Annotated in this window: 23 protein-coding genes; 11 read left to right on the forward strand and 12 right to left on the reverse strand. The window is 70.6% G+C overall.

The window, feature by feature from the left end:
- The first annotated feature begins 107 nt into the window (after nucleotides 1–107).
- From WMF12_RS11440 to WMF12_RS11455, 4 genes are all read left to right on the forward strand, one after another.
- Nucleotides 108–308 carry a hypothetical protein gene (locus WMF12_RS11440; protein WP_437870730.1) on the forward strand — a complete coding sequence of 67 codons (201 nt, stop codon included), beginning with the start codon at nucleotides 108–110 and terminating at the stop codon, nucleotides 306–308.
- Between the two features lie 106 nt (nucleotides 309–414).
- Complete coding sequence (locus tag WMF12_RS11445) at nucleotides 415–792, forward strand: hypothetical protein (protein WP_437870731.1); 378 nt, start codon at nucleotides 415–417, stop codon at nucleotides 790–792.
- A gap of 96 nt (nucleotides 793–888) precedes the next feature.
- The gene (locus WMF12_RS11450; protein ID WP_437870732.1) at nucleotides 889–1,455 is read left to right on the forward strand and encodes a hypothetical protein; all 567 of its coding nucleotides are present in this window, start codon (nucleotides 889–891) and stop codon (nucleotides 1,453–1,455) included.
- 133 nt (nucleotides 1,456–1,588) lie between these two features.
- Nucleotides 1,589–2,125 carry a hypothetical protein gene (locus WMF12_RS11455; protein WP_437870733.1) on the forward strand — a complete coding sequence of 179 codons (537 nt, stop codon included), beginning with the start codon at nucleotides 1,589–1,591 and terminating at the stop codon, nucleotides 2,123–2,125.
- A gap of 93 nt (nucleotides 2,126–2,218) precedes the next feature.
- On the opposite strand, the gene WMF12_RS11460 is transcribed toward WMF12_RS11455, so the two are convergent.
- The 6 genes from WMF12_RS11460 to WMF12_RS11485 form a co-directional block, all read right to left on the reverse strand.
- Nucleotides 2,219–2,806, reverse strand: coding sequence for a chemotaxis protein CheW (locus WMF12_RS11460; RefSeq protein WP_437870734.1), 588 nt, complete (start codon nucleotides 2,804–2,806; stop codon nucleotides 2,219–2,221).
- Entirely contained in the window at nucleotides 2,803–4,569 is a 1,767-nt protein-coding gene (locus WMF12_RS11465; protein ID WP_437870735.1) for a methyl-accepting chemotaxis protein, read from the reverse strand. The genes WMF12_RS11460 and WMF12_RS11465 overlap by 4 nt, the downstream gene beginning before the upstream one ends.
- Nucleotides 4,566–6,284 (reverse strand): chemotaxis protein CheA, encoded by a 1,719-nt coding sequence (locus tag WMF12_RS11470; protein WP_437870736.1) that lies wholly within the window; start codon nucleotides 6,282–6,284, stop codon nucleotides 4,566–4,568. Before WMF12_RS11470 ends, WMF12_RS11465 begins: the two co-directional genes overlap by 4 nt.
- Before the next feature lie 5 nt (nucleotides 6,285–6,289).
- Nucleotides 6,290–6,814: a chemotaxis protein CheD gene (locus WMF12_RS11475; RefSeq protein WP_437870737.1), complete on the reverse strand. Its 525-nt coding sequence runs from the start codon at nucleotides 6,812–6,814 to the stop codon at nucleotides 6,290–6,292.
- Nucleotides 6,811–7,488: a GAF domain-containing protein gene (locus tag WMF12_RS11480; protein ID WP_437870738.1), complete on the reverse strand. Its 678-nt coding sequence runs from the start codon at nucleotides 7,486–7,488 to the stop codon at nucleotides 6,811–6,813. Before WMF12_RS11480 ends, WMF12_RS11475 begins: the two co-directional genes overlap by 4 nt.
- Nucleotides 7,489–7,573: 85 nt before the next feature.
- Nucleotides 7,574–7,942: a response regulator gene (locus tag WMF12_RS11485; RefSeq protein ID WP_437299247.1), complete on the reverse strand. Its 369-nt coding sequence runs from the start codon at nucleotides 7,940–7,942 to the stop codon at nucleotides 7,574–7,576.
- 763 nt (nucleotides 7,943–8,705) lie between these two features.
- On the opposite strand from WMF12_RS11485, the gene WMF12_RS11490 reads away from it, so the two are divergent.
- From WMF12_RS11490 to WMF12_RS11500, 3 genes are all read left to right on the forward strand, one after another.
- The gene (locus tag WMF12_RS11490; RefSeq protein ID WP_437870739.1) at nucleotides 8,706–10,223 is read left to right on the forward strand and encodes an isochorismatase family protein; all 1,518 of its coding nucleotides are present in this window, start codon (nucleotides 8,706–8,708) and stop codon (nucleotides 10,221–10,223) included.
- Complete coding sequence (locus tag WMF12_RS11495) at nucleotides 10,220–10,924, forward strand: glutathione S-transferase family protein (protein WP_437870740.1); 705 nt, start codon at nucleotides 10,220–10,222, stop codon at nucleotides 10,922–10,924. The genes WMF12_RS11490 and WMF12_RS11495 overlap by 4 nt, the downstream gene beginning before the upstream one ends.
- A gap of 275 nt (nucleotides 10,925–11,199) precedes the next feature.
- Nucleotides 11,200–12,666, forward strand: coding sequence for a glucuronyl esterase domain-containing protein (locus WMF12_RS11500; RefSeq protein ID WP_437870741.1), 1,467 nt, complete (start codon nucleotides 11,200–11,202; stop codon nucleotides 12,664–12,666).
- A 111-nt stretch (nucleotides 12,667–12,777) separates the two neighbouring features.
- On the opposite strand, the gene WMF12_RS11505 is transcribed toward WMF12_RS11500, so the two are convergent.
- From WMF12_RS11505 to WMF12_RS11515, 3 genes are all read right to left on the reverse strand, one after another.
- Entirely contained in the window at nucleotides 12,778–13,671 is an 894-nt protein-coding gene (locus tag WMF12_RS11505) for a CPBP family intramembrane glutamic endopeptidase (protein ID WP_437870742.1), read from the reverse strand.
- Nucleotides 13,672–13,826: 155 nt separating this feature from the next.
- The gene (locus WMF12_RS11510; RefSeq protein WP_437870743.1) at nucleotides 13,827–14,705 is read right to left on the reverse strand and encodes an alpha/beta fold hydrolase; all 879 of its coding nucleotides are present in this window, start codon (nucleotides 14,703–14,705) and stop codon (nucleotides 13,827–13,829) included.
- 249 nt (nucleotides 14,706–14,954) lie between these two features.
- The gene (locus tag WMF12_RS11515) at nucleotides 14,955–17,723 is read right to left on the reverse strand and encodes an MXAN_6577-like cysteine-rich protein (protein ID WP_437870744.1); all 2,769 of its coding nucleotides are present in this window, start codon (nucleotides 17,721–17,723) and stop codon (nucleotides 14,955–14,957) included.
- 371 nt (nucleotides 17,724–18,094) lie between these two features.
- On the opposite strand from WMF12_RS11515, the gene WMF12_RS11520 reads away from it, so the two are divergent.
- Nucleotides 18,095–20,566, forward strand: coding sequence for a DUF3656 domain-containing U32 family peptidase (locus WMF12_RS11520; RefSeq protein WP_437870745.1), 2,472 nt, complete (start codon nucleotides 18,095–18,097; stop codon nucleotides 20,564–20,566).
- Nucleotides 20,567–20,803: 237 nt separating this feature from the next.
- On the forward strand, nucleotides 20,804–21,784 hold the full coding sequence (locus tag WMF12_RS11525) for an alpha/beta hydrolase (protein ID WP_437870746.1): 981 nt from the start codon (nucleotides 20,804–20,806) through the stop codon (nucleotides 21,782–21,784).
- Between the two features lie 117 nt (nucleotides 21,785–21,901).
- On the opposite strand, the gene WMF12_RS11530 is transcribed toward WMF12_RS11525, so the two are convergent.
- Nucleotides 21,902–22,660: a hypothetical protein gene (locus WMF12_RS11530; protein WP_437870747.1), complete on the reverse strand. Its 759-nt coding sequence runs from the start codon at nucleotides 22,658–22,660 to the stop codon at nucleotides 21,902–21,904.
- Between the two features lie 679 nt (nucleotides 22,661–23,339).
- On the opposite strand from WMF12_RS11530, the gene WMF12_RS11535 reads away from it, so the two are divergent.
- Nucleotides 23,340–23,855: a hypothetical protein gene (locus tag WMF12_RS11535; RefSeq protein WP_437870748.1), complete on the forward strand. Its 516-nt coding sequence runs from the start codon at nucleotides 23,340–23,342 to the stop codon at nucleotides 23,853–23,855.
- A gap of 275 nt (nucleotides 23,856–24,130) precedes the next feature.
- On the opposite strand, the gene WMF12_RS11540 is transcribed toward WMF12_RS11535, so the two are convergent.
- Both WMF12_RS11540 and WMF12_RS11545 read right to left on the reverse strand, forming a co-directional pair.
- On the reverse strand, nucleotides 24,131–25,327 hold the full coding sequence (locus tag WMF12_RS11540) for a vWA domain-containing protein (RefSeq protein WP_437870749.1): 1,197 nt from the start codon (nucleotides 25,325–25,327) through the stop codon (nucleotides 24,131–24,133).
- A gap of 306 nt (nucleotides 25,328–25,633) precedes the next feature.
- Nucleotides 25,634–25,762 (reverse strand): hypothetical protein, encoded by a 129-nt coding sequence (locus tag WMF12_RS11545; RefSeq protein ID WP_437870750.1) that lies wholly within the window; start codon nucleotides 25,760–25,762, stop codon nucleotides 25,634–25,636.
- Between WMF12_RS11545 and WMF12_RS11550 the strand changes: the two genes are divergently transcribed.
- Entirely contained in the window at nucleotides 25,761–26,177 is a 417-nt protein-coding gene (locus WMF12_RS11550) for a hypothetical protein (protein ID WP_437870751.1), read from the forward strand. The two genes, WMF12_RS11545 and WMF12_RS11550, sit on opposite strands and share 2 nt — an antisense overlap.
- Nucleotides 26,178–26,194: the final 17 nt, after the last annotated feature.

Here is a 26,194-nt window from a genome sequence, read left to right on the forward strand (position 1 = left end):
GCTCCGCGCCTCGCGCGCAGGTCGAGTCGAGCGCCTCACCGGCGAAACACGCGTGTCGAGAACCTCCGGCGCTACTTCGCCTGGGAGTACGAGAGCTACCGGGAGCCGTGACACGGCGCGCGCTCTCCTGTTCGCCCCCGCTGCGCGCCGCAGCGCCGGCGTTCGACGCGTGCGGCGGCTCCTCCGGCCCGGCCGCCCAGCCGGCGCTCGCGGCCACCGGAAAGGCGGCGATCGCCGCCGGTGTCAGGCGCATCTACGCGACCGCGCTGGACAGCATTTGGGCCTTGCGGCGCAGAGCCGGTCTGTGAGATTTTGTGTGGGGGAGGTCCCCAAAGGCGACGAACTGGACAGCGCAGGTCCCGCGGCTTCGGTCGAATCTGCTGACCTTTACGCCGCTTGTCCGAGGATAGAGAAATGAGGCTGACAATCTTTCTGGAGGAGTACGCGAAGCACACGGCGCTCAACGTCGGGCAAGTGATGCAAGGCGTCCGGTACTTCTACTCTCATCCGGACTGTGATGATGTCGCGCCGCGAGGGACGGTCAAGCACTGTTTCTTGTCGATGTCCCTTCGAGCGAAGCGAATCGCGAACGACCTCTTCTTCTCGGTGATTCCACCTCACTGGCATCACACGCCAGAGGAGCTTCGCGGGATGCGACCGATACCGATCAAGAAGTGGTTCTTCTATGGATATTCAGCCTGGCAATTCGACGAGTCCGGAGAGGTCAGAGCCGACCTCGACGGAACAGAGGATCGAAGGTGGGATCCGCGATGCCAGAAGCCACAGACTTGACGGGTGGAGCGCCTGACGACGGTCTGCGGCCCGCAGCATCCCGGTCGAGCACGTCCACATGAGCGCCCCGGCGGTGCTCGATTGAGGCCGTTCGCCATGAAGGTACAACCCTACAAGCTCGGTTCGCTGGCACCTGATAGCCGCTGGGTCGAGCATCGATACCCGGACGCGTGGGATCTCCAGCGCACCACGGGCCCCGATCGCCTGGTGCTCGCGCCGGCCGAACGCCAGATCGACCTCATCCTCGATCTCCTGCGACCGTTGCCGGCGCCGTTCGGTGTTCTCCACGTGCTCGTGGTGTCCCGCTGCGGCAACGCGGCTGCTCGGCGGCAGGAACCAGCCCCGATGCAGTTGCGAGATGTGGCCGGCTTTCTTCGCGAATTCGAAGAGTTCTTCGAGCGCGATGGCCGCCATCACGTCTGGGTCACATCGTTGCCCTCGCAGAGCACGATCGTCTACGACAACCACAACATTGTCTACGCCTACGGCCCGCTCGAGCAGTTTGTCGGCCATGCTGAGGCGCGCGGCCTGGCACGGCGCGCGATCGAGATCCCTGTCCCGCACCATCACTGCTTCAATTCCGAGTATGACGATGCTGAGGCGGCGCTGCTCGAACGCTTCGATTGGCTTGAGTTTCCGCTCCAGCCCGGAGACGACCCGTGATCGCGGTGGCTCTCGGTGTCGCCGACGCTGGCCGACCTGGGCCTGCTGCCGATGAGAGGGTGAGCACGCGTCCCCGCTCGCGGCAGAGGCCCCGTTCGGCAGCAAAGGGGAGGCGATGCTTTCATGGGCTGAAGTGAAGCCTCTGATCTCGCAGATCGTCGGCCCGCGACTTGCCGATCTCGGGTTCCACAACCCAGGCCGTGCCATGTGGCGGCTTCGCCCGTACTTCGTCGACGTCGTCTGGTTTCACTGCCCTCGCGCCGGCATCTTCCAGGTCGAGTTTGGTTGTGGGCTGCGCCAAGCCGTCCGAAACAATCCGGCTCCCTGGCATTGCCAGTTCCGCACGCAGCCGGGGCATTCGTTCAACTGGGAGGAACTACCCTGGTCGTTTCGCCTGTCGGAATCGGAGCAGGTCGAGGTCCTTCGCCTACTCGCCCCTCGGGTCGTGGCAGCCGCAAAGCGGTGGTTCTCTCACTTCGACACGATCGACAGCGCCATCCGCGCGCTGGAGAGCAATCCGTTGTCGGGGCCGCGAAGTGTAGCGCTCTGCGCCCCCGGCAGTCCTGCATACAACAAAGCGATGTCCGAGCTGCGCGCCGCGGCGGCCGGCGTGGCCGGACAACCTGCTGCGGCGGACGAGGCCGGGGCCCTGCACCGCCCTCGCCGCTGAGCGCGAACGTTGTCGCTCGCGATGAGCGGCGCGCATGCCACGGCTTCGGCAACTGAGCAGCCACGGCTGCTCTCCCCCTCTGGCAGCGGACGCCTACGGGGAAGGCCGCGGCCTGCCCTCGCCGGCGCCGAGCGCGCCGGCCCCCGCGGGCTCGCCCCGCGGCGGCGCGCCCGGCAGCGCCGCGCGGGCGCCGCCTTCGGCCTCGAGCGACGCGGCCGCGAAGAGCTCCTCCGGCGAGAGGATCCGGTCGATGTCGAGCAGCAGGAGGAGCCTGTCGCCCACCTTGCCGAGGCCGACGAGGTGGCCCTGGCGGGCCCGCGTGCCGAACGGCGGCGGCGGCTCGATCGCCGCCGCGTCGAGGTCCACGACGTCGCCCACGGCGTCGATGAAGAGGCCCATCCGGGTGAGCTCGCCGTCGAACTCCGTCTCGACGATGAGGATGCAGCTCCGCCGCGCGATCACCGACGCCGGGAGCCCGAGCCGGACGGCGAGGTCGATGACCGGGATCACGCGCCCCCTCAGGTTGAGCACGCCGAGCACGGCCTGCGGCATCCTCGGCACCCGCGTGATCGCGGTGATCTCGACGATCTCCCGCGCGCGGAGGATGTCCAGCGCGAGCTCGTCGCCGCCCACGAAGAACGAGATGTACTGCGACGATCGTGGCTCCGGCGCGGCGCTCACGGGACCTCCGTGCGCGCAGAGGCGGCCCGATCCGCGCCCCGCGGCGGAAAGCGCTCGAACTCGGCGTCCTCGTGCAGCGCCGCGGGGGAGCGCAGGGCCCCGTTCGTCCTGGCCCGGGCGAGCGTCGTGAGCACGCCAGCGCCGTTCGAGGCGCCCGGCGAGGCCGGGGAGCCCTCCCGGGAGGGCGGCGGGGGGCGCCGCGCGTCGCCCGCGCCGGGGGCGCGCGGCACGCGGGTGCGCTCGGGGAACGCGAGCTCGTCGCCCACCTGGAAGAAGCGCAGCATGCCCGAGAGCGCGTCCGCCTGGGCCGCGAGCTCCTCGGCCGTGCTGGCGAGCTCCTCGCTGATCGCGGCGTTGCGCTGCGTCACCTCGTCGACGCGGCGCATGGCGCTGTTCACCTGGCCGACCGCGTCGGCCTGGTTGAGCGAAGCGGTCGCCACCTCCTGCGTGAGCGCCGAGGTCTGCCGGATCGAGGGCGCCATCTCCTCGAGCAGCCGCCCCGAGCGATCGGCGACCTGCACGCTCGCCGACGCGAGCGCGCCGATCTCCTTGGCGGCGGCCTGGCTCCGCTCCGCGAGGCGGCGGACCTCGCTCGCGACCACGGCGAAGCCGCGGCCGTGCTCGCCGGCCCGGGCCGCCTCGATCGACGCGTTCAGCGCGAGCAGGTTGGTCTGGTACGCGATCTCCTGCACGATCGAGACCTTCTCGGCGATGTCGCGCATCGCGGCCACGGTGCGCTGGACCGCAGCGAGGCTATGCTCCGCGGCGGCCGCGGCGCCGGTGGCGAGCTCGCCGGTCTGCTGGCTGCTCTCGGCGTTCTTCTGGATCGAGCCGCTCACCTCCGAGAGGCTCGCCGACGTCTCCTCCACCGCGGCCGCCTGCTCGCTCGTGCCCTGCGACAGGTTCTGCGAGGTGGCCGAGATCTGCGTCGAGGCCGCGGCGAGCGACTCGGCGCCCGTGCGGATCTCCAGGAGGACGGTCGAGAGCTTGTCCGCCATCTCCCCCATCGCCTCCTCCAGCTGCCCGAGCTCGTCGCGGCCCGCGGCCACGCCCCGGTGCCGCAGATCGCCGTCGGCGATCCGCCTGGCGAGCCCCACGGCCGAGCTCAGCGGACCCGTGATGCTGCGCGAGAGGAGGACGCTGACGAGCACGCCGACCGCCAGCGCCACGAAGGCGATGAGGCCCATGTCCCGCGAGGCGCGCTGCGCGTCGCCGCTCAGGGACGCCTGCATCGCCTCCATGTGCCTCGTGCTCGCCTGGGCGAAGCCCTCGGCCGATTCCTCGAACCGATGGATCTCGTCCTTGAAGCCGGTCATCACGTTGTTCGCCGCCTGGGACGTGGGCAGCTGCCCGGAAAGCACGTCCTGCATCACGCGGCGAAAGCCGACGATGTAGCTCGCCAGATCGCGCCGCATCGCGGCGACCGACTCCCGCTCGTGGGGCAGCGTCACGAGGCGGTCGAGCTCGTCCAGCCGGCGCTGGATCTGCGCCTCGGCCTCGTTCCATTTCTCCTGATACCCCTGCTGGATCGGGCGATCGCCCATGCTGAGGAAGCAGTCTTTCTCGTAGCGGCGGAGCTCCAGGAGGTCCCGCTCGAGCTGCATCGCGATCGCGAGCTCCCGGACGTCCGACACCAGGATCTCGTGTGTCTTCTCCGCGACGGAGGTCAGGCCGAGGTGCCCCGAGATCGCGATGGCGACCATGAGCATCGCCATGAACGCGAGCGAGAGCGAGAGACGCAGCGCAATCCTGAGCCGGTTCATCGTGTCCTCCCCTCCGGATCCATCGCCCCTCCCCGCGCCTCCGAGGGGGGAGCCCGCCATCGAGCCCTGGGCGCGAGCGCGCCGCCGCCGGCGCGGCCGCGGGTGAGGTCGTGCATCAGCGCGTCCACATCGAGGATCAGCGCGAGCCTGCCGTCGGCGAGGACCGTGGATCCGGTGATGCCCCGGGTGCGGCGGAAGAGCCGGCCGAGCGGCTTGATGACCGTCCTGCCCTCGCCGTCGAGCGAGTCGACGACGAGGCCGGCCTGGCCCCCCTCGTGGGCCACCACGACCACGCTCTCGCGGGCCGGCGCAGGCCCGGAGAGCCCGAAGAGGTCGCGGAGCCGCACGCACGGCAGCGCGCGCCCGTGCACGTGAAGGACGCCGCCCGGGCCCGCGGCGAGGGCGCCGCGCGGGAGCCCGACGCAGGCGACGACCGCGCCGAGCGGGATGACATAACGCTCGCCGGCGGCGCTCACCGAGAAGCCCTCGATCGTCGCGAGGGTGAGCGGGAGCCGGAGGATCAGCGTGGTGCCGACCCCCGCGGCGCTCTCGATCCCGATCGAGCCCTCCAGCGACTCGACGCGGCGCCGCACCACGTCCATGCCCATCCCCCGGCCGGACAGATCGGAGACGGTCGTGGCGGTGGAGAAGCCCGGCTCGAACACCAGGTCATAGAGCTCGCTGTCGGAGAGCGCGTCGGCGTCCGTGCACCTGCCCTGCGCGCTGGCCCGCGCCGCGATCTGGGCGCGGTTCATCCCGGCGCCGTCGTCGGAGACGCGGAGCGCGATGCCGCCGCCCTCGTGCGTGGCGCGCAGGGTGATCGTCCCGCGCGCGTCCTTGCCGCACGCCTTCCGCACCTCGGGCGGCTCGAGGCCGTGATCGATGCCGTTGCGGATGAGGTGCGTCAGCACGTCGCGGAGGCGCTCGATCACCGCGGTGTCCACCTCGACGTCGCCGTGCACGACCACGAGGCGCGCGAGCTTGCCGTGCGACCGGGCGAGATCGCGCACGGCGCGCTCGTACTGCCGGAACCAGGGGCCGACAGGCACCATCCGCGCGCGGCGGATCGCCTCCTCGAGCTTGGTGTTCAGCCGGTCGAGCTCCTCGAGGCCGTCCCGCAGCGCCGCGCCGACGGCGCCGCCCGCCAGCTGGACCTCGCGCGCGATCCGGTTCCGGGTGATCGCGACCTCGCCGATGAGATCGACCATGCAATCGAGCTTCTCGACGGTGATGCGGACGGTCTTCGCGCCCGAGCTCCGGTCGCCCTCGTCCGCGGCGCTCGAGGTGGCCCCCTTCGGCGTCGAGGAGGTCCCCTCGCGCTCGGCGCGCCGGGCGCTCCTGAGCCGCTCGAGCACGGCCGCGGGCAGCGAGGTCGACCCCGAGGGCTCCTCTCCGGCGTCCATCTCCGCGAGCTGGCGGCGCGCCGAGTCGACCGTCTCGAGGAGCAGCGAGACCACCATGCCGGTCACCGGCAGCGTGCCCCGGTGCAGATCCTCGATCACGTCCTCGGCGGCGTGGGTGAGCTCGCTCAGCCCGTGGGCGCCGACGGAGCTGGCATTGCCCTTCATCGTGTGGGCGACGCGGAAGATGCGCTCCAGCAGGTGGCCGGCGTCGGGCCGCCGCTCGAGCTCGAGGAGCGCGCTCTCGAGCTCGTCGAGGTGCTCGGCCGTCTCGGCGGCGAACATCTGCATGAGCGCAGCCCGCTCGGCATCCATTGCGATCACAGGGGCTGGATGGCGGCGCTGCCGTCGTCGGTGCGAAAGATGAGCTTCCGGCCCTGGCTGCCGCCCGTGTCCTGCTGGACGACCCGGATCCCGGCGGCGCGCAGCACCATGACCCCGACCGCCACGTTCTGGTGTCCGAGGTGCGAGTCCCGCTCCCGGAAGGCGGAGATCATGCAGGCGCCGCCGACGATCCGTGCCTGGAGCGAGCGGGGCGTGGCGCCGAGGGCCGCCAGACGATCGAGGAGCTGCTGAAAGGCGGTGTCTCCGAAGCGCCCGAGCGGCAGCTTGAGGTTGGGGCAGCTGGGGAGCACGTAGTGATTCATGCCGCCCACGCCGAGCGCCGGCTCCCAGAGGCAGATCGCGACGCACGAGCCGACGATCGTGGTGATGATCGTCGGCTCGCCCGACGCGAAGACGTTGCCCGGCGTGAGGTAGTGGGGCTGCGGGCTGCGCGGGGGGGGCGCGCTCAGCCGCGCTCCTCCAGCGCCGTACCGCTGCGACGGGGGCTTGAGCATCGTCATCGCATCTCCAGGGCGCCGCAGCGCTCCCGCCCCGCGCAGAACGGCCCGGCCGCCAGCGTGCCGAGCGCTTCGAGAAGAGCCTTGTCGATCGGCCCGAGCTCGGGTTTCTGCGAGAGCAGGTGGAAGACGGCGATGACGCCGACCACGCGCTCGTCCATCGTGAGCGGGACACAGGCCATGACGTCGCCCTCGCCGCGCGCGCAGGGGGCCTGGGGGGTGGCCGGGTCGCTGCCGAGCGCGGCGCCCTGCCGGAAATACGGCTCGATCCGCCGCGCCACGCGCCCCACGATGCCCTCTTCCGGCGCCAAGAGGACGGCGGACGACGGAGCGACGCCGTAGGCCGCGACGACCCTCGCCGCCCCGCCGCCGTCGATCTCGAAGACGGCGATCTCCTCGGAGCCGACGAGGTTCGCGATGATGTCCTGGAGGGCGCTGCACGCCTCCTCACGGGTCCGGAGCGGCAGGAGCCGGCGGCTCGCGACATAGAGGCTCGCGAGCTGCGAGCGCTGCTGTTCCTCCTCGGCGCATCGCTCGGCGGCGAGCGCGAGCGCCGCCTCGGCGCGGACGGCGCGGGCCTCGAGGCGCCCGCGGGCCCTCCGGACCCGGACGAGCAGCCGGCCGAGCGCGCGGGCGCGCCGCGCGAGCCGCTTCTTCTGCCCTTCGAGCGCGCTCACGTGCGCTCGTGACGATCGCTCGCGGCGCACCGCGCGCTCCACCCCGCGTTCCGCTTGTCCATCACGCGACATGTCGGTCTTCACCTCATTCGCCGAGACAGCTCTTGACCTTCTCGAGGAGCTCCAGGGAGTCGATGGGCTTCGTGATGTAGTCGGAGCAGCCACAGCGAAACCCCTCTTCCCTGTGCGAGACCTCGCCTCGGCTCGTGACGAGGACAATGGGCGTCTCCCGCGTCGCCTCCTCCGATCGCAGCCGCCGGCAGGCCTCGAATCCATCCATGGCCGGCATGATCACGTCGAGCAGGATCAGATCAGGTCGCTCGGCGAGCGCCCTGGCCACCGCCGCGCTGCCGTCCTTGGCAGTGACCACGTCATAGCTCTTCCGGAGGATCATCTGCTCCATCATCAGGACGGTCTCCGAGTCGTCCACCAGCAGGATCTTCTTTCGAGACACCACCGCCTCCCTCGCAGGCAACGAAGGCCACTCGAGCGCTCGCCCGCGCGGCTCGAACGCCCCCTCTCCCCAAGGGGCGTCGCCTTTGCCCAAGGTACGCTCGGGTCACGCCTCAAGTAAACATCAATCGAGGCAAGAACACTCGGACATACAGCATCTTTCTATTGGGCTGGCGGGCCGGCGGGCCAACGGGCCGGCAGATCGGCCCGCCGGCCTCGACCTTCTCGACAGCGCGGGTGCGAGGGCCGGACGCCACGGCGAGAGCGTCTGTGTCTGGCGGAGGTGCAGAGACCCTTTGGAAGGGGACACAACAAAGCCATCGTGTTGTACGGCCGCTTACGACGTGGGCGGACACGCCAGAGCTCCGGGCTCCCATGGGTCGGGAGACGGTGTTCTCTGGTGAGCGCAGGCGGTCAGTTGTGGTGTTCGACGTGGACGTGCCCGCGCGGCGCACGTGCGCCGTGGCCAGATCGAAGCGCGGCGAGCCGTCAGGGGCGGAGGCGATAGAGCAGGCGCGCTTTGCGTCGCCTCAGGGCAGTGGCCTGGCAGCGTTGGCTCTCTCGACGAGCTGTCGAGTCGCAGCGTCGACCTCTTCGATCGTCTCAGCTTCGACCTCTTCGATCGTTATGGGTGCCCGCGCTGCCCTGTTCGACGTTGGCACCTCGGTGATCCCGGGTGAGCTCGGCCTGGCGTGCTCTGTTCCGCGCCCCGCGTCGCGGCCCCGGAGCTTGGCCGAGCGACCGGCCGGTGGTACCAGGGCACGATGGACGTGAGAGCTGGGGCGCCTTCCCGGGATCCTGCGCGCACGGCGCTGCTGATCATCGACATGCAGAACGACTTCCTCGCGGAGGGCGGCGCGTTCTCGAAGCGCCACTGCGATCCGCACCAGCTCGCGCAGACCGTGGCCTGGCTCGCGCGCGCGGCGCGCGCGCAGGGGCGGGTCGTGGTGTGGGTGACCTCGGCCTACGGCGAGATCGACGCGGCGCCGGACGCGCTCCGCGGGCAGACGCACACCGGCAGCGCGTGCTGCGCCCGCGGCACGTGGGGCGCCGAGCTGTTCCCCGCGCTCGTCCCGGTGCGCGCCGAGCGCCCCGCGGGGACCGCGGAATGGCACGTCGAGAAGCGCTGGTATTCGGCGTTTCGCGACACCGAGCTGCACGCCCGGCTGGCGCAGGCGGGCGTGACCGCCGTGGTCCTGTGCGGCGTCGCGACCAACGTGTGTGTCCTCGCCGCCGCCCGCGACGCGCGCCGGCTCGGCTATGACGTCGACATCCTCGGGGACGCGACCGCGGCGGGGACCGCGGGCAAACACGCCGTGGCGCTGCGCGAGATCGAGGGCCTCGGCGGCCGGCGCCGCAGCTGGGCCGACCTGCTCTCCGAGGGACCGGGGCCCGTGCACATCGCCGGCATCGGCGCGGGCGAGACGGCGCTGTGGTGCGGCGCCCTCGACGAGCGCCTCGCCGGGGACGCCGGCGCCTTCGCCGCCGTCGAGCGCGAGGTCGCCTGGACGACGATGCGCCACCGCGGAGGGGAGGTGCCCCGCCTCGTCGCGATCCAGGGCGAGCGCTCGCCCGACGGCGCGATGCCGCTCTATCGACACCCGGTCGACGAGCAGCCCGAGCTCTGCCCCTTCACCCCCGCCGTCGACCGCATTCGCAGGGAGGTCGAGCGCCGCGTGGGACACCCGCTCAACCATTGCCTGCTCCAGCTCTACCGCACGGGGCGCGACTGGATCAGCGAGCACTCCGACAAGACGCTCGACCTCGTGCGCCCGTCGTTCATCGTCAATGTCTCGCTCGGACGACAGCGCACCATGGTGCTCCGGCCCAAGCGCGCCGAGGACGGGGATGCCATCCAGAAGGTCCCTCTGCCGCACGGCTCGCTGCTCGTCATGGACCTGGAGACGAACCGCCGATTCTATCACGCCATTCGCCAGGAGGGGGACACGGAGGGTGAGGGCGGCGGCCCGACGCCGCCATCGCGCATCTCGCTGACGTTCCGGCACATCGGCACGTTTCACGATCCGGCGACCGGGGCTGTCTGGGGCGTCGGCGCGCCCGCGTCCGAGCGCGCCGACGCCGAGGCGCGCGCCCGAGCCCGATCCGCGGTCCCCGAGCCGGAGCGCGAGGCGGAGGAGCGCTGCGAGGCAGAGCGGATGTTGCAGCTCTTCCGCGCCGAGAACATCGACCCCACCTTCGATGTCGCCGCGTACCGCCCCGGCTTCGAGGCGCTCAATTTTCGCACGCTCCGCGCGTCGCAGGAGCCCGGGGGCGACCGATGAGCGCGCGGCGCGCGGTGTATTTCGTGAACGGCTCGATCTCGAGCTGGCGCGTCCTGATGGCGGCTCACGAGAAGGGACTCGCCTTCGAGCCGCGCCGCCTGCGCGTGATGCGGGAGCCCCGCGAGACGCGCACCCCGGAGTTCCTGGCCCTCAACCCGCGCGGCCAGGCCCCGGTGCTCGTGGAGCCCGACGGCACCGTCATGAACGAGTCGCTGGCCATCCTGACGTACCTCGAGCTGCGGTATCCCGACCCGCCGCTCCTCCCGCCGCTCGCCGAGCCCGGCGCGCTCGCCCGCGCGCTCGCCTTCGCGCAGGAGTCCGAGGCCACGGCGTGTGTCTACGACCCGCTGGAGGGCCTCTTCGAGGCCGGCCCGGAGGCCGTGTCGCCGGACCGGCGAGCAGCCATCCTGGGCGCGCTCTCTGGCGTGGAGCGAGAGCTCGCGCTGTGGGATGCGCGGGCCCAGAAGACGCGGTTCATCGCGTCGGACGCCTTCACGCTCGCGGACTGCGCGTTCTACCCGGTGCTCGCCTACATGCAGCGGCGCGGGCTGTCGCTCGCCGGTTATCCGGCGCTCGACGCCTACGAGCGCCGCGTGCGCGGTCGCCCCGCGGCGGTTGCCTCGTACCCCGAGGGCTGGTCCCACGACCGGGCGCGCCCCGACCTGTTCGCGCAGGCGCGTGCGCTCGCCGCCGCGACGTAACGCGGCCGCCCCGCTGGCCGTGGAGTGAACGCGGCACGTCATCCGGGCTGAAGTTGGCCATTATCACTGAACCTTCCAGAGCCGTCATTCGACCGGGACTCATCGGACAGGATCGACCGCCGTCTGTTGCGCGGTGAGCTGAATAGTTGCACCACCCTGTGCTTGACATGAAAGCGCCTTTGGACGTCTCATTGCGCCGCGATCCCAGCTGCCGTTCCGGTGAGTGCAAATCCAACCGATGAACGTTGATTATGCTCGCTCCAGGAGGTCCATCCATGCGAACGCTTGCCACTCGAGCCGCCCGCGCTGCCCTCGGTCTTTGCCTCACAGCCGCTGCCTGCGGGCAGTCCGAGCCGAACCTCTCCGGGCAAGGAGGTGCGGGCGGCGGCTCGGACGGCTCGGGCGGCGAGAGCGCGACCAGCAGCGGCGACACGACGTCGAGCGCCAGCTCGGGCGTCAATACGACGTCGAGCGCCAGCTCGAGCGGCGGCACGACGTCGAGCTCGAGCTCGGGCGTCGATACGACGTCCAGCTCGAGCTCGGGCACGGGTCCGGACGACACACCTGTCGAGAACGAGAGCGCCGATTGCGAAGTCGCTGCCCTGCCGGAAGCAAGCGCTCTACCCAAGATCTCCAAGTTGCCCGACCCGTTCAAGAGGCTCGACGGAACCAGCGTTTCCACCAGAGCAGAATGGCACTGCCGAAGGCAGGAGATACGCAAGCAGGCCGAGAAGTACATCTACGGCGAGAAGCCGACGCCCGACGTGGTGACCGGCACCGTCACCGAGAACAAGATCTCCGTGCACGTGGAAGCCCAGGGCAAGAAGATCGACTTCAGCGCCGACATCGTGCTGCCCTCGAAGGGGGAAGCGCCCTTTCCCGCGATCATCAACGTGGGCGGGAAAGGCGGGTTCGGCGGCATCACGCTAGGTGAAAGCCGCGTCCTGGATCAAGGTGTCGCCGTCATCTACTACAACCACAACGAGATCGGCAGGGAGGGCACCGCGGAGCAATCCAGAGGAAAGCCGAACCCGGGAAAGTTCTATGATATCTACGGCGGCAATCACTCCGCGGGCCTCTTGATGGCATGGGCCTGGGGCGCCAGTCGGATCCTCGACGTCATCCAGGCGTCGGGAGGCGACATCATCGATCCGACCGGGATCGGCGTCACGGGGTGCTCGCGCAACGGCAAGGGAGCATTTGCCATCGGCGTCTTCGATGATCGGATCGCCTTGACGATCCCCCACGAGACGAGCACCGCCGGTGTCCCGGCCTACCGCATCGCCGACGTGCTGGGCAAGGAGCGGACGGACCACAACTACTTCGGGCTGAACTGGCTCAGCAACAATTTCGAGCCATTCGTCTTCAAGAACAATGCCTCGAACGCCGTCAAGCTCCCGATCGACACCCACGCCCTGATCGCGATGATGGCGCCGCGCGGGCTGCTCGTCCTCGAGAACCCGCACCAGGCTCAGATGGGCGCCCCCGCCGGTCATACGGCGACAGCGGCCGGAGCAGAGGTCTACAAGGCGCTGGGCGTCGAGAAGAATGTCAGCTACCACTCGAAGGTCGCCGAGACGGCGCATTGCTCTTACAAGAACGAATACACCGATCTCCTCGCCAAGAATATCGCCAGGTTTCTGAAGCACGAGGGCGAGGCGCCCGGAGAATTCGTCGTGGGCTCGGGCGGCTCCCTCAGCATGGCGGACTGGGTGGACTGGCAAGCCCCAGCGCTGGAATGATGGCGCTGTTTCGGGGAGCGCGGCGATAGGAGACGCCGGCATCGACGCGGAGGCTGCGTTCTGGCCCGCGCTCCTGGATCTCATGAAGGCGGACGCCCCTCGAGGAGAGCTTTATGGTGATTCCAGCGGCAACTGACGCTCTCCGAGGGCTCGCGGTCCGGCGCCTCGTGTCTGCATCTGCATCCGCCGAGCGGTGATGACCGCGGCCACGAGCGCGACGATCGTCGTGACCAGGAGCGGCGCGGCGCCGTCGCCGGACATGTGCGCGCGAGAGACGTTGTCGAGGTGGATGCCGAGGTGCGCCGCCCACGCGACGAGCACGCTGCCGCCGGATCGGAGGTGCAGCGCCGTCATCAGCACGCTGAGCGACGTGATGAACAGGAGGCTGAGCGCCCACGACCACCACGGGACGCCCGGCAGGCACAGGGCGGGCAGGTGCCAGAAGGTCCACGCGACGCCGAGGACGAGGCTGGCGCGCACGGGCCCCTGCGCCGGAAGGAGCCGCCGGAGGGCATAGCCGCGCCATCCCAGCTCCTCACCCAGCGGGGCGAGGACGGCGATGCCTCGGTGTTCCGGCGTGACAGGCGTAACCAGGAGCGTCGCCGGCAGGCTCCCGCCGGCGAGCGCCAGCAGCGCGAGGCCGAGGAGGTGCAGCGCCGCCGGCATGCACAGGGCGAGCGGCGCGTAGCCCCAGCCCGCCGGGGCGGGGTGGGGCGAGAGGAGCCCCGAGAGCCCTGCTCGGCCGCCCTCCTTCCAGGCGCACACAACGGCCGCGAGCGAGGGGCCGACGGCGCCGAGCACGAGCGGCGCCATGGCGACGCCGGGAGGGATGCCGGCGCCCCACTGCTGGAGCAGCAGGGGCAGCTGGCAAAGCCATGTGATGGCGTACGCGAGGAGGAAGAACCGGGCCACGGAACGAGGCATGGATCGGCGGGACAGCGGCGAGCGCAGGTTGTTCCCCGTGGCCGCGGCCGGGCAGCGCGGGGTCGTCCCCGCTTCACCCATCGGGCGAACCAGCCGGGTCAAATGATGGAACCGCGAAGTCGCCATAAAGCGCCAAGATTTCGTGATTCTATTGGCGTCCGTGGCGGCTTGGCGGTTCAAAAGACCCCACCTTCGGCCAAAGTAGCCCTCCTCCCCAAGGGCATCCCGCGTGGGGCTCACCGCCCGCGCGTGCGCCCGAGCAGCGAGCGCAGGATCTCCTCTGCATGCGTCCACAGCAGCGACCCTCCCGCCTCCGGGAGCACGCGCCTCTCTGCCGCGCGCAGCCGCCCGGCGAGCGACGCCCCGAAGTCCGGTGAGTGCACCGTGCTCGTGTCCCGCGCGCCGTACCACAGGTCGACCGGCGCGCGGATGCTCCCCGGATTGAACGGCCACGGGCTCATCGTCAGCACCGTGTCGCGCGCGTAGCCGGCCGGCCCCTGAGAGAACGCCTCATCCATCGCGCGCCGGTAAGCGCGCTCGAACACCGGGGCGGTGTACACCGCGCGGTCGACGTCCGCGAGCGTCGAGAGGACGAAGCTCCACATCGCCTCGGCGCTGAACCCGCCGAAGAACGCCTCCGCGCGCGCAGGGTCGGTCGCCACCAGCTCCACGAGCCGCCGCACGTCGGGCGCCAGCGCATCGGCGAACACCGGATTCGCCAGCTCATCGGTCCCCGCGACAACGGCCACGCCAGCCACGACGCTGGCCGCCGCGCAGGCCAGGGCGAACGGCGCGCCCGCCGAGAACCCGACGGCCGCCACGCCGGACAGCTGCCGCGCCTCGAGGAAGCGCCGTATGTCCTGCGCCCAGTCGCCGAGCGTGCGGCCCGGGGCGTGGTCTGACGCCCCGAGCCCCGGGCGATCCACGGAGATCAGCCGCACGCCGAGCCCGTCGACGACGTCGCCCCCGAACCCCATCGACCGGCTCGTGGCGCCGCCGGGGCAGAGCAGCACGGGGATGCCGCCCTCCGGTCCCCACTCCGCCCAGCCCAGCCGCCGGCCGTCTGGAAGCGCCGTCTCCCCGAGCCGGACCGGCTCCACCACGCCGCTGATCATGGCCCCAAGGTAGTTGACCTGCACCGAGGATGCCAGGCGCTCCACGCGTGTCGGGAAGGCGCCGAGATCGAGGACGGATACCCGCGTGTGATGCGTCGCCCCATCCGTTTATCGGCTCCAGCCCCCGGCGGGGCTCAAGGGAAGCCGGAACCAGCAGCGCTCCTGCGGGACGTTGCTCCTGAACAGCAGCTCGTCCGGCGGAGCCTCCCTCTCTCGAGGAGACTCGCGACGCTGCTCGACGGTGCGCGGTCAGGGGTGGATGTTGAGCTCGTAAACGCCGGATTCATCGATCGCGCCGTCGACCACGATGACGATGCTCTGCCCTGCGTCGAGCGACACCGTGACCTCCGACGTGAACAGGTGCAGGTCCTCCCCGAGCACGTCGTCGCTGCACGCGATCTCCTCGCCATAACAGTCCCCGTCGAAGACGGCGAGCACGGTGTCGTAGTCGGAGCCGACCGTATCGATCGTGTACGTCCCCGCCTCCGGCGCGGTGAACAGATAGGCCACCTCAGGCGCGTCGATGCCGCCGCAGCTCGGGTCCACCTTGGCGAGGCTCCCCTTGGTCGTCCCCGTCGCGGTCTGGGAGGCGAGGGGCGCGAGCTCGATGGGCTTATCGCAGGTGCCGGTACCGTCGAACAGGTCCACGTTGAGCATGTAGTCGCCCTCCGCGCCGTGGCTGTCGACGCTGATCAGGGCGGTCTGGCCGGCGTCGAGCCACACGAGCTTGCTCGAGTCCCTGCTATCGTTGACGCAGGCCATCTCGTCGCCTTCGCACCCGCCGTCGCGCACGGACAGGATCGTATCGATCGTGGAACCCACGGTGTTCATGCGGTAGAAGCCATCTGCAGGCGCGGTGAAGCTGTACGTCGCCTCGCCGCCGGGCACCGAGGCGCAGGAGGGCGCCAGGAGATCGGGATAACCCTCGGTGCTGCCCGTGACCGACTGCGGGACCACGGCGTCGAGCGCGAAGAGAGGGCACTGCGGCGCCTCCCGCTGGGTGATGTTGAGCGTGTAATCGCCGCTCGTCGACGCGCTGTCCACGGAGACGATCACCGTCTGGCCGGCGGAGAGGAACAGGCTCGCCCGCGAGTGGGTGACGACCCCCGCCGGGTCCACGTTGTCATTGCACCTGAGCGAGGGGCCAGAGCACGAGCCGTCCAGCACCTCGAGGACCGTATCGAGCGCCGAGCCGTCCGTGTCGAAGATGTAGAGCGCGTCGGCCGGGGCGGTGAAGCGATAGGTCGCCTCGGGGGCCCCGCGAGAGGCGCAGTCCGGCGCGAGGTGATCGGCGAGATCCGCGGTCGTGCCCGTGACCGTCTGCGGCACCGTCGAGCCGAGATCGATGAGCGGGCACCGCACCTCGTCGACCTCGAGCCGGTAGTCGCCCGTCGGGCCAGCGGTGTCCACCACGAGGATGACCGTCTCGCCGGCCGCGAGCGAGAGCGTGATGAGCGCCGGCTCGAACAGGCCGTCGACGCACGCGATGAGATCGCCGGCGCACGAGGCGTGGCGCGCCTCCATGAGGACGGGGAAGCTCGAGCCGGTCGCGTCGAACGTGTAGATGCCCTCGCGCGGCGCGGTGAAGCCGTAGGTCGCCTCGCCCCCGGTCGAGAAGGTCGCGCAGGCCGAGATCAGGTTGCGGAGGTGCTCGTTGTTCCCGGTCACCGTCTGCGGCAGGGTCGCGCCGATCTGGACGCCCGGGCACGGAGGGGCCTCGACGATCTCCAGCGTGAAGCTCGCCAGCGGGCCGGCCGGATCCGCCACCGCGACGAGCACCGTCTGACCGGCCTCGAGCGTCGCGAACGCGTTCGACTCGCCGGCGCCGTAGCGGCAGTAGAGCGAGCGGCCCGTGCACGTGCCGCCGTCGCGGACCTCGACGATCAGGTCCGACGGGGCGCGCCCGCTGAACACGTACGTGCCGTCCGACGGGGCCGTGAACGTGTACGTGGCGTCCGGGGTCGCGCTGATGTCGCAGTCGGCGGACACCGTGTCCTCGCGCAAGACGGTCGTGCCCGTCACCGTCTGCGGGACGACGGGATCGAGGGCGGTCGGCGCGCACTGGACCGGCCCGGGCTCGGCCACGCGGAGCGTGAAGTCGCCCTGCGCGCCGCGCGCGCCGCTCACCACCACGAGGATGCGCTCGCCCTCGGCGAGATCGACGGAGATCTGCGACTGGACGCTCCCCGCGTTGTCGTTGCAGGCCAGCTCCTCGCACGTGTCCGCCCGCAGCGCGCCGAGCGCCGTGTCGTACGAGGCCTCGAAGGTGTCGAACAGGTACGTCCCCGCGTGAGGCGCCGTGAACAGGAACGCCTGATCGGCCGCGCCAGGCTCCGAGCAGGTCAGCCAGCGGCCGTCGTCGGCGCCGATCGTCGTGCCGCTCACCCGCTGCGGGACGGCGGAGCCGATGTCCTGGGAGGGCTCCGCGCTGCACGCGCAGGTGCCGCCCTCGCAGGGGCGCCCGGGGTCGCAGGCGCGATCGCACCGGCCGCAGTGCTGCGGATCTGCGGCGAGGTCCACGCAGCTGCCGGCGCAGTCGGTGAGGCCCGGGAGGCAGGTCTGCCTGCAGACGGATCCGGAGCACGCGCGGCCAGGCGGGCACGGCGCGCCGCACTTGCCGCAATGGTCCGGGTCGGTGCGCGTGTCGACGCACTCGTCGCCGCAGCGCTTCACGTAGCGGCCCTCGCGGCACTCCGATGGCCCGCCTCCGTCACCGCCACCGCCGTCACCCCCGCCGTCACCGCCGCCGCCACCCTCACCGCCGGTCCCCAGCGGCTCGCAGGCGCCCTGCAAGCACGCCTCCCCGGCCGGACATTGCTGGCCGCACGCGCCGCAGTGCTCCGGATCGGCGTGCAGCGCCACGCAGGCCCCGCCGCAGACCGAGTAGGGAGCCTCGCAGCGCGGCGCCGGGGCGTCGTCGTCGCCGCCGCACGCAGACGCCGCCGAGAGGAGCGCGGCAGGCAGCCAGAGCGCGGCCCTCGAGAGCGCGCGCCCGAAGCGAAATCCGTGTCTGTTCATCGACATCCCCCTGCGGCACGCGCCGTCGACGCGCGCGAGCCGGCGGAGAATGCGAGCGCCTCTCCGACGTTCGGCTCCCGGGCTCCGCGCTGGTCGTTAATGGCTGACGTGGCCGCTCCGCTCATCCGACCCTGCCACCGAGGCCTCGCTGCGCCGGCCGGCGACCCGGCGGCACTTCGGCCGGGTAGGCCGCTGCACGATCGTGCCTCACGTCGCGAAGCGAGGTCAAGGCGCGCCGTCCGGCAGGCTCTTCGGGAGGGCGAGCCCGCGCCAGGTAGAGAGCGACAACCGCGCCACCCCTTGCTAGAACCGCCCGCATGTCGCGGCCCGCGCGCCCTGAAGTCCTCGCTCCCGCCGGTGATCGCGCCGCCATGGAAGCCGCCGTGCGCGGCGGGGCCGATGCCGTCTACTTCGGCCTCCGGGGGGGAGCCGCGGGCGGCGGCGCGGCGTCGCCCTTCAACGCCCGCGCGCGGGCCGCGAACTTCGACGCGGCGGAGCTCGAGGAGGCGGTGCGCTTCCTCCACGCCCACGGCGTGAAGGGCTACGTCACCCTGAACACGCTGGTGTTCGACGACGAGCTCCCGGCGGTCCGCGGCGCGATCGAGGCGTGCGCCGCGGCCGGCGTCGACGCGGTCATCGTCCAGGACCTCGGGGTGATGCGCCTCGCGCGGGCGCTCGCGCCCGGGCTCCCGATCCACGCCTCCACGCAGATGACCTGCACCGACGCGGCCGGCGTCGAGCTCGCGCGATCGCTCGGCGCCGCGCGCGTCATCCTCGCCCGGGAGCTCTCGCTCGACGACATCGCCGCCATCCGCCGGGCGACCGACGTCGAGCTCGAGGTGTTCGTCCACGGCGCGCTCTGCATCGCCTACTCGGGGCAGTGCCTGACGAGCGAGGCCATCGGCGGCCGCAGCGCCAACCGCGGCGCCTGCGCCCAGGCCTGCCGCCTGCCGTACCGCCTCGTCGTCGACGGCGCGCTGCGCGACCTCGGCGACGCGGCCTACCTCCTGTCGCCGGAGGACCTCGACGCCACCGACGTCATCCCCGACCTCATCTCGCTGGGCGTCGCCTCGGTGAAGATCGAGGGGCGCCTCAAGGGCCCGGAGTACGTCGGCGCGACCGCGCGGCTCTACCGCGCCGCGATCGACGCGGCGCTGGGCGAGGGGGCGGGCCCCGGGGCCACGGACCGGGAGGCGGCGCTCCAGGCGTTCTCGCGGGGCTCGGGCCCCGGCTTCCTGCGCGGCGTCGACCACCAGCGCCTGGTCGACGGCCGCACCTGCGATCACCGCGGCATCGAGGTCGGCGAGGCGCGCGGCGCCGCGCGCCGGCGCGGCCACGAGGTCGTGGTCGTCCGCGCCGCCCGGCCGCTCGCGCGCGGCGAGGGGATCCTCGTGGAGGGCGGGTTCGCCGGCGAGGGCGAGATCGGCGGCCGCATCTGGGGCCTGTGGGCCGCTGGCCGCGAGGTCGAGCGCGCGCCGGCGGGGGGCGACGTCGAGGTGTGGCTCGGCCCGGACCGGCGGCTGCCGGAGGACGTGCTGAGCGGCGCGCGGGGGCTGCGCGGGCGCCGGGTCTTTCGCACGAGCGACCCCGTCGCCACGCGCGCGGTCCGCGAGGCGCTCGACCGCGCCCCGCGCCGGGTGGCGATCGACGTCCGCCTCGAGGGCCGCCTCGGCGAGCGCCCGCGGCTCTCGGCGGCGACGGAGGGCGGGGCGTCGGCCTCGGTCGAGGTCGACGCCCCGCTCGGCCGCGCCGATCGATCGCCGCTCGACGAGGCCACGCTGCGGAAGCAGCTGGATCGGCTGGGCGACACGCCGTTCGCCCTGCGCGGCGTCGGGCTGTCGCTCGACGGGCCTGCGCTCGTGCCGCCGTCGGCGCTCAACCGCGCGCGCCGGGCGCTCGTCGCGGCGCTGATCGAGGCGTCGCACCGCCCCCATCCGTCGGCGCCGCTCTCGGCCGAGGGGCTCGTCGCCGGGGTCGCTCCGCCGGACGCGCCGCCGCCGGCGCCGGGCCTCTTCGTGCTGTGCCGCAACGTGGCGCAGGCGCGGGCGGCGCTCGACGCCGGCGCGAGCGGCGTCTACCTCGATTTCCTGGAGATGGTCGGTCTCGGCGCCGCGGCGCGCGAGCTGATGGCGGCCGGGGCCTCCGTCGGGGTGGCGCCGCCGCGGATCCGCAAGCCGGGCGAGGAGAAGATCGACCGGTACTTGCTCTCGCTCGGGCCGGCGGCGATCCTGGTCCGCAGCCTCGGCGCGCTGCTCGACGCCACGCCGGGCGTGCCCCGGATCGGCGATTTCTCGCTGAACGTCACGAACAAGCTGGCCGCGCGCGAGGTGCTCTCGCGGGGGCTCGCCGCGTTCACGCCGTCGTTCGACCTCGACGCCGCCCAGCTCGAGTCGCTGCTGGACTCGCCGTTCGGGCCGTTCGCCGAGGTGGTGGTGCACCACCCGATGCCGCTCTTCCACATGGAGCACTGCGTGATCGCGGCGACGCTGTCCGAGGGCAAGGATCACCGCACCTGCGGCCGCCCGTGCGACCATCACGCGCTGTCGCTGCGGGACCGGGCGGGCATGGATCACCCGCTCGAGGCGGACGTGGGGTGTCGGAACACGGTGTTCCACGCGGCGCCGCAGAGCGCGGCGCACCTCGTGCCGAGGCTCGCGAGCTGCGGCGTGCGGCGGTTCCGGATCGAGCTGGTGCGGGAGGACGCCGAGGGGGCGCGGCGGGTGGTGGAGGCGTACCGGCGGCTGCTCGCCGGGGAGGTGGCGCCGGCCGAGGTCGCGCGCGGGCTGCGGGCCGAGGGGAGCTACGGGGTGGTGCGCGGGTCGCTGCGCGTGCTGCAGGCGTGAGGGGGAGCCACCCTGCGAGGAGACCTCGTTGCCCGTCGCTCGAAGCACAGCGGGATCGACCGGCTCCGCATGCACACCTCATAGCGCGGGGCGGTTGGTGACGGTGCCGTCCTCGCTTGAACGATGGGGGACCTCCCCGACCGCTGCTCTTCCCAGCTCTCGTGGACAGTCTGACGACACCGCCATCCTCTCCGCCGCGGGCTTCCGGCGCGCCAGCAGGCATGGTACGCAGGAACCATGGACATGGCTCCTCTTGCCGCGGTCCTCTCGCGGGTGTGTACGAGCTTCCGGTATGCGGTCGCGCTCGCACCTGGGGCGCCGCCAGACTACGAGGTCGCCGCCGAGCTCTGCGTGCCGCAGGAGAGCCCGCGGGACACGGTGCTGCTCACCGTGCACGGCGCCACGTACTCGAGCGCGTACTGGGATTTCCCGTACCAGCCGGAGCGTTATTCGTTCGTGCGCTACGCCAACGCGGCTGGTTATGCCACGCTGAACTTTGACCGCATTGGCACCGGAGACAGCGACCGACCGCTCTCCCTTCAGGTCACACCGACCGCGCAGGCCTATGTTCACCATCAGCTCGCGGAGGCGCTTCGGAGCGGCGAGCTCGGGCACGCATGGAGCCGGGTGGTGCTCGTCGGCCACTCGCTGGGATCTATCATTTCCGTCCAGCAGGCTGCGACGTACCACGACGTGGATGGCGTCGTGGCCACGGGGTTCTTGCACACCTACGGCCCCGGCTTGCCGCAGCTGCTCCTGAACGTCTATCCGGCCACGCTCGACCCGAGCTTCGCGGGCTCCGGCCTCGACCTCGGCTACTTGACGACGCAGCCGGGCACCCGCGGCCCGACGTTCTATTACCTCCCGAACGCGGATCCGGCGGTGATTGCGCTGGACGAAGCGACCAAGGGGCTCGGCACGTCCGGCGAGCTCGCCGAGTTCGCGCTGGTCAACACCGCGCTCACGAGCCTCCAGGTCGACGCGCCGGTGCTCACCGTCGTGGGACGGCACGACACGATATTCTGCGGGATCGCGCCGTGCGGTACCCTGCTTGGCGGGACCACGCTGGAGCCGGCCGCCTACTCGCCGGCCGCGGAGCTCGAGATCGTGGTCGTGCCCAACTCGGGCCACGATCTGAACCTCCAGATCAACGCGCCCACCGCGTACGCTGCGATCCGCGGCTGGCTCGACGAGCGCTTCCCGCCGCTCGGGGACTAGGTCTTTCACCCCACCCCTCTCCTGGAGGAGCGCGCTGTGTCAACTCCCCCGATGGCTCACACGCATACCGCTGCGCCTCCGACCATGGGCTCGCCACGTGGAGGCGCTCGCTTCATTTCACTTGGCACCGCAGGAGCTCTGAGCAGCCGCGGAAGCGATTACGTCCTTTTCGTCGTCGGTGATCAGCTCGCTTTCGACGAATTCCTCTGCGGCGTGTGCCACACACGACACATACGCGCCGTGGTTTTTCCAGGGATCGTCGCAAGGGCAGAGCTGGGCGATCGAGCAGCCGTCCGCATCCACCACATCCCCGGCCTCGGTGTCCAAGCAAAGATCTTGGGTCAAATCTCCCACGCCGTCGCCATCTTCGTCGAGCTCAAGGCGCACGATGAATTGTATGTCATCGAAGTCCCCATCGCCTCCACCGAACAGGTCCTCGAATCCGATGTAAAATTCATCACCGATCGGAGTGCTCAACGCCTTAACGAATGCGTGCACGAGGCCGTCCGGGTTGCGTGAGCCCGGCCCCGAGTAGAAAACGTCGCCGGTGTCGGTCACCTCGATGAAAAATATGAGCTCGGAGCCGCTCGGGAAGGCGCCGATGTTCACGATGTTGCCGACCGGAGTGACGTTGCCAGTGGCGAAGTAGATCGGAGATGTGGGAAGATAGGACGTGTCAACGAATACATTGGAGCTGAAGCCTGCGGTTCCGTTGCAGAATTTGGTTTGAACCGCAGCGTCGTAGGTCAGTATGAGCGTCGCGCCGACGTCATCGGTTTCGATGGTAGGCATGCCGCATTCATTCGTGACGTCTGCGCTGGCGGCGCCGCTGAACAAAAGAAACGCTGTGAGCGCACCGAACGATTGCGATCTCATGGTTCTCCCCCCTCCGTAAAAAGACGGCTCGCCAGATAATAGCGATTCGCCGAGGCCGTGGCTTAGCTCATAACGCGCGCCGGTCCAAGTGGAATTTGCGCGAAGCTGTAACGGTGTGCGAGGCGGAATCGCGCCATGACAATCCGCAACTCGAAACCCGCGCTGGACAGATCCCTGGCCGAATCCATGCGGTCTGCGATGGAAGCGCCATGGCGGTCCATTGGTTGAACTCGACGGGCAAGGCGCCTTGGAGGTGCGGTGAGCAGAGCAGGGTGCGAGGCAGCCCCGAGAGCCCGGACGGTCGTGGGGGTGATATCGTGGTGCGTTGCCACGATCGCGGCTGGCCGGTCGATCACTGATCCAGACACACGTGAGTGACCATGACGGAGCGGCTCAGAAGCAGCATCCTTTTGCTTCGACGTGCGTAGGGCGACTAGGGCGCAGAGATCTTCCCCATCCGACCGGCCAGTTCGTCGACGTCAAGATCACCAACAAAAGCTGCCCAACACCATCAGCGCGACGGTCGGCTGCACCAGCGGCCAGGGAGGCCCGCTCGACGACTTCGGCGACGAGAGCCTCGCAGGCGGGCTCGTCGATCCGATCCTCGCTTGAGGGAGGGGATACCCGAACCTTCGGACGGCGCTCCTGACACAACGTCAGCGGCCATGATCGGAGCGTCATGGTCGGTCGTCTCCTCGTCGGCCACCCCCGCTCGCTTCTCGCGCTGGCATGGGAGTTGCTGAGTTCCGCCGGCATGAAAACATGGGGTGTGGTGGCGCTGGGGTGTTGGTTGCTCGCTGGCTGCAGCGGTCCCGATTTCGATGAAAACCGCGCGAAGTGGCGCGCAGACCGGCCAGAGGAGTATGTCATCTCGATCTGCGGCACCGGCATCGCCCCCGGCTGCACGCTCGCCGCGGTCTCCGGTGATACCGTCGTCGCAGCCGCTCACAGCGGGTTCGTCGCTCCGCACAGCGATTGGACGTTCGTTGAAGCGCCCGAGCAAGCGGATCCGGTGGAAGCCCTGTTCGACCGAGCAGAGCGCGAGAGCGAGAGCTGCGAGCTCCGCGACATTCGCTTCGACGACCGCTACGGCTACGTGGCGGACTACTATCACAACTGCGGTACAGAAGGGAGCGGCGAGGAAGTCACCTGCTTCCAGGCCGACACGAGCGACGTGACGCGCTGCGCGGAGTGAACGCACGGCGAACACCGGTCAACAGACCGAGCTGCCCGGCCTGGCGCCGCGCCGTGCGCTCGGCTCTGCGGAGCGGCCTCGGACCCCCGGCCGCCAGTTTCAACCCAGCAGATAGCCCGTAGAGTCCCCTGACATGCGGGCGCGAAGATCGGCACAGGGAGCCGTGATACGATCGTCGAGCGGAACGCGATCCGGGATTGCGCGCGGGGCGCGACGGCGCGCTGCTCGCCGCCCGCCATGGGCTCTACCAGCGGGGGCGACGAGCGGCGGTTCGATCAGAACACGAGCACCTCGCCGCCTGACGCGAGCTGGCACGCGCCGTCCTGGGGATCACCGCCGGTGCGGAGGATCTCGGACGGCTCCGGCTCGCGGTAGACGCCGGAGAGCGCGATGTCGACCATGCGCAGGATCGCGCGATCGAGCTTGGTGACGAAATAGCAGGGGATCGTCGGCTCCTTGTGCGCCCCGCCAACCCCGGAGTCGTCCGTCAGGAAGAGGTATCGGCCGCCCGTGAGCTGCGCGGCAGAGCGCATGCTGAGCTCGGTGAGCTCATCCACGCCGCTCGACGCGACGGGATAGACAGCCACCCCGAGGTCCTTCAGGGCTCGTATCCCGCTTGCCATCGCCGCGGCGTTGCTGTCGTGGTGGGGCGCGTCCGCGACCCAGAAGGCGAGGCGCGCGGTGTCGCCGCCCGTGCGCCAGGAGAGGTCGGCTGTCTTGGAGAGCGCCATGTCCGGCGCCTCCGGGAAGTCGCCGCCGCCGCCGGCTGCCTGCTCGGCGAGCTTCTCCTGGAACTCGTCGGGATCGGAGCGGAAGTCGAACCACCGGACGATGTAATCGTCCTCGGTGTCCTTGTACAGGACGAGCGACCAGCGCTGCTGGGCGTTCGGGTACTTGGCGAAGATGGAGTCGGAGAGCGCGATGAACTCCGTCTGGAGATACGTGATCTCGTCGCCCATGCTGCCGGTCGTGTCGATGACGAGCGAGACGTCGAGCGTCTCCTTTTTCTCTGGAGGCGCCGCGAAGAGGCTGTGCGCGGCCTGGTGGTCGGCCTCGGTGAAGGGCAGGACGCCCGGGAGCTGCTGCGAATAGAGCGTGCTCCGGTACGAGAGGAAGAAGTCGAAGTTGCGGTTGTCGTCCCAGACGCCCACGGTGAGCGTGCCAGCCTCGACGCTGCCTGCGCCGCCTGCGCCGCCTGCGCCGCCTGCGCCTCCGCCGCCTCCTGTGCCCAGGCTTCCGCCGGGGGAGCCCTCGCTCGGAGGATCGCTTCCATCCGACACACCTCCCGAAGCGGCTGAGCCGACCGCAGCGCCTGAGCCGAAGCTCGCATCGGGGACAGCGCCGGAGTCAGCGCCGGCGCCCCTCCCCGGGATCTCCCCGTCGCCGCCCTCTGCAGAGCTCGATCCGCCCGAGCACGCTCCCAGCGCGAGAAGGCCTCCCACCATGAAAGCGAAGCGGAAACGGGTGTGCATCGGGATCTCCTTGGCCGCCAGGGTCGTCACGCGCCGACGTCGGACGCGGCCGGGGATGCTGCGATGCACGGCGCGTACCGGGACAGAGTCGAGTGATTTTAGGTACTTACGTGACTACACGTGGTGCGTTCTGTGCCAAGGCGCGCCGGAGCGCGCCGAGGAGCAGCAGGCGCGCGTCGTTGGGATCGCCGCCGAGGTCGTGGGTGATGTCGACGTGACGCGCTGCGCGGGGTGGGTGCACGGCGAACACCGGTCAACAGCCCGAGCCGCCCGGCCTGGCGCCACGCGGGGGACCTGCTCCCCGCGCTAGACCCCGTAGAAATCGTAGAACTCCTGCGCTGGAGCGTGGACTGCGAGCACCTGGAAGGGGAAGCACTCCTCCAGGCGATCGAGGCTCGCGCGCTGCGCAAGAGACCTCAGGAATGGACGCGTCATGGACTCGAGCGCGATCGACGCTCGACAGGGCGTAGGAAAAACATCCACAGGTCGCGACGACGGGCGGCGCAGTCGTCGCCTCGGGATCCTTCAGATAGAAACGGTACGTCCACTCGCGGCCGGCTTCCCCGCCTTCTGCGCTGGGCAGGCCGGCTACATAGGCCTGCCACGTCTCGTTCTGCGCGTCGAACTCGCGCCCGAGGCCGAACCGGACATAGAGGTTCGTGTACTCGAAGAGGGCGCTTCCCAGCGACATCCCCGACAAGGCCCGCACCTTCTCCGCGAACGAGAGCTGCAGGTCGAAAAACGCCTTGGAGAACACCACGCTCGTCGTCAACCTTCGGGGTTCAGCGTTCAGTTCTTCGGGGGTGCCGACTTGAGCGTCGCGTCGAACAGCGCGAGCAACGTCTGGTAGTGGCGCTGCCCTTCTCG

The sequence above is a fragment of the Sorangium sp. So ce363 genome, from assembly GCF_051520435.1.
Lineage (GTDB): Bacteria > Myxococcota_A > Polyangia > Polyangiales > Polyangiaceae > Sorangium > Sorangium cellulosum_B.

What these genes read in the sequence shown, in the direction of transcription:
- WMF12_RS11495 (WP_437870740.1), top strand. Translation starts at nt 10,220, where the DNA reads ATGAGCGCGCGGCGCGCGGTGTATTTCGTGAACGGCTCGATCTCGAGC.
- WMF12_RS11530 (WP_437870747.1), bottom strand. Translation starts at nt 22,660, where the DNA reads ATGAGATCGCAATCGTTCGGTGCGCTCACAGCGTTTCTTTTGTTCAGC.
- WMF12_RS11525 (WP_437870746.1), top strand. Translation starts at nt 20,804, where the DNA reads ATGGACATGGCTCCTCTTGCCGCGGTCCTCTCGCGGGTGTGTACGAGC.
- WMF12_RS11540 (WP_437870749.1), bottom strand. Translation starts at nt 25,327, where the DNA reads ATGCACACCCGTTTCCGCTTCGCTTTCATGGTGGGAGGCCTTCTCGCG.
- WMF12_RS11535 (WP_437870748.1), top strand. Translation starts at nt 23,340, where the DNA reads ATGGTCGGTCGTCTCCTCGTCGGCCACCCCCGCTCGCTTCTCGCGCTG.
- WMF12_RS11490 (WP_437870739.1), top strand. Translation starts at nt 8,706, where the DNA reads ATGGACGTGAGAGCTGGGGCGCCTTCCCGGGATCCTGCGCGCACGGCG.
- WMF12_RS11505 (WP_437870742.1), bottom strand. Translation starts at nt 13,671, where the DNA reads ATGGGTGAAGCGGGGACGACCCCGCGCTGCCCGGCCGCGGCCACGGGG.
- WMF12_RS11515 (WP_437870744.1), bottom strand. Translation starts at nt 17,723, where the DNA reads ATGAACAGACACGGATTTCGCTTCGGGCGCGCGCTCTCGAGGGCCGCG.
- WMF12_RS11500 (WP_437870741.1), top strand. Translation starts at nt 11,200, where the DNA reads ATGCGAACGCTTGCCACTCGAGCCGCCCGCGCTGCCCTCGGTCTTTGC.
- WMF12_RS11545 (WP_437870750.1), bottom strand. Translation starts at nt 25,762, where the DNA reads ATGACGCGTCCATTCCTGAGGTCTCTTGCGCAGCGCGCGAGCCTCGAT.
- WMF12_RS11550 (WP_437870751.1), top strand. Translation starts at nt 25,761, where the DNA reads ATGGACTCGAGCGCGATCGACGCTCGACAGGGCGTAGGAAAAACATCC.
- WMF12_RS11475 (WP_437870737.1), bottom strand. Translation starts at nt 6,814, where the DNA reads ATGACGATGCTCAAGCCCCCGTCGCAGCGGTACGGCGCTGGAGGAGCG.
- WMF12_RS11520 (WP_437870745.1), top strand. Translation starts at nt 18,095, where the DNA reads ATGGAAGCCGCCGTGCGCGGCGGGGCCGATGCCGTCTACTTCGGCCTC.
- WMF12_RS11465 (WP_437870735.1), bottom strand. Translation starts at nt 4,569, where the DNA reads ATGAACCGGCTCAGGATTGCGCTGCGTCTCTCGCTCTCGCTCGCGTTC.
- WMF12_RS11445 (WP_437870731.1), top strand. Translation starts at nt 415, where the DNA reads ATGAGGCTGACAATCTTTCTGGAGGAGTACGCGAAGCACACGGCGCTC.
- WMF12_RS11510 (WP_437870743.1), bottom strand. Translation starts at nt 14,705, where the DNA reads ATGATCAGCGGCGTGGTGGAGCCGGTCCGGCTCGGGGAGACGGCGCTT.
- WMF12_RS11450 (WP_437870732.1), top strand. Translation starts at nt 889, where the DNA reads ATGAAGGTACAACCCTACAAGCTCGGTTCGCTGGCACCTGATAGCCGC.
- WMF12_RS11470 (WP_437870736.1), bottom strand. Translation starts at nt 6,284, where the DNA reads ATGGATGCCGAGCGGGCTGCGCTCATGCAGATGTTCGCCGCCGAGACG.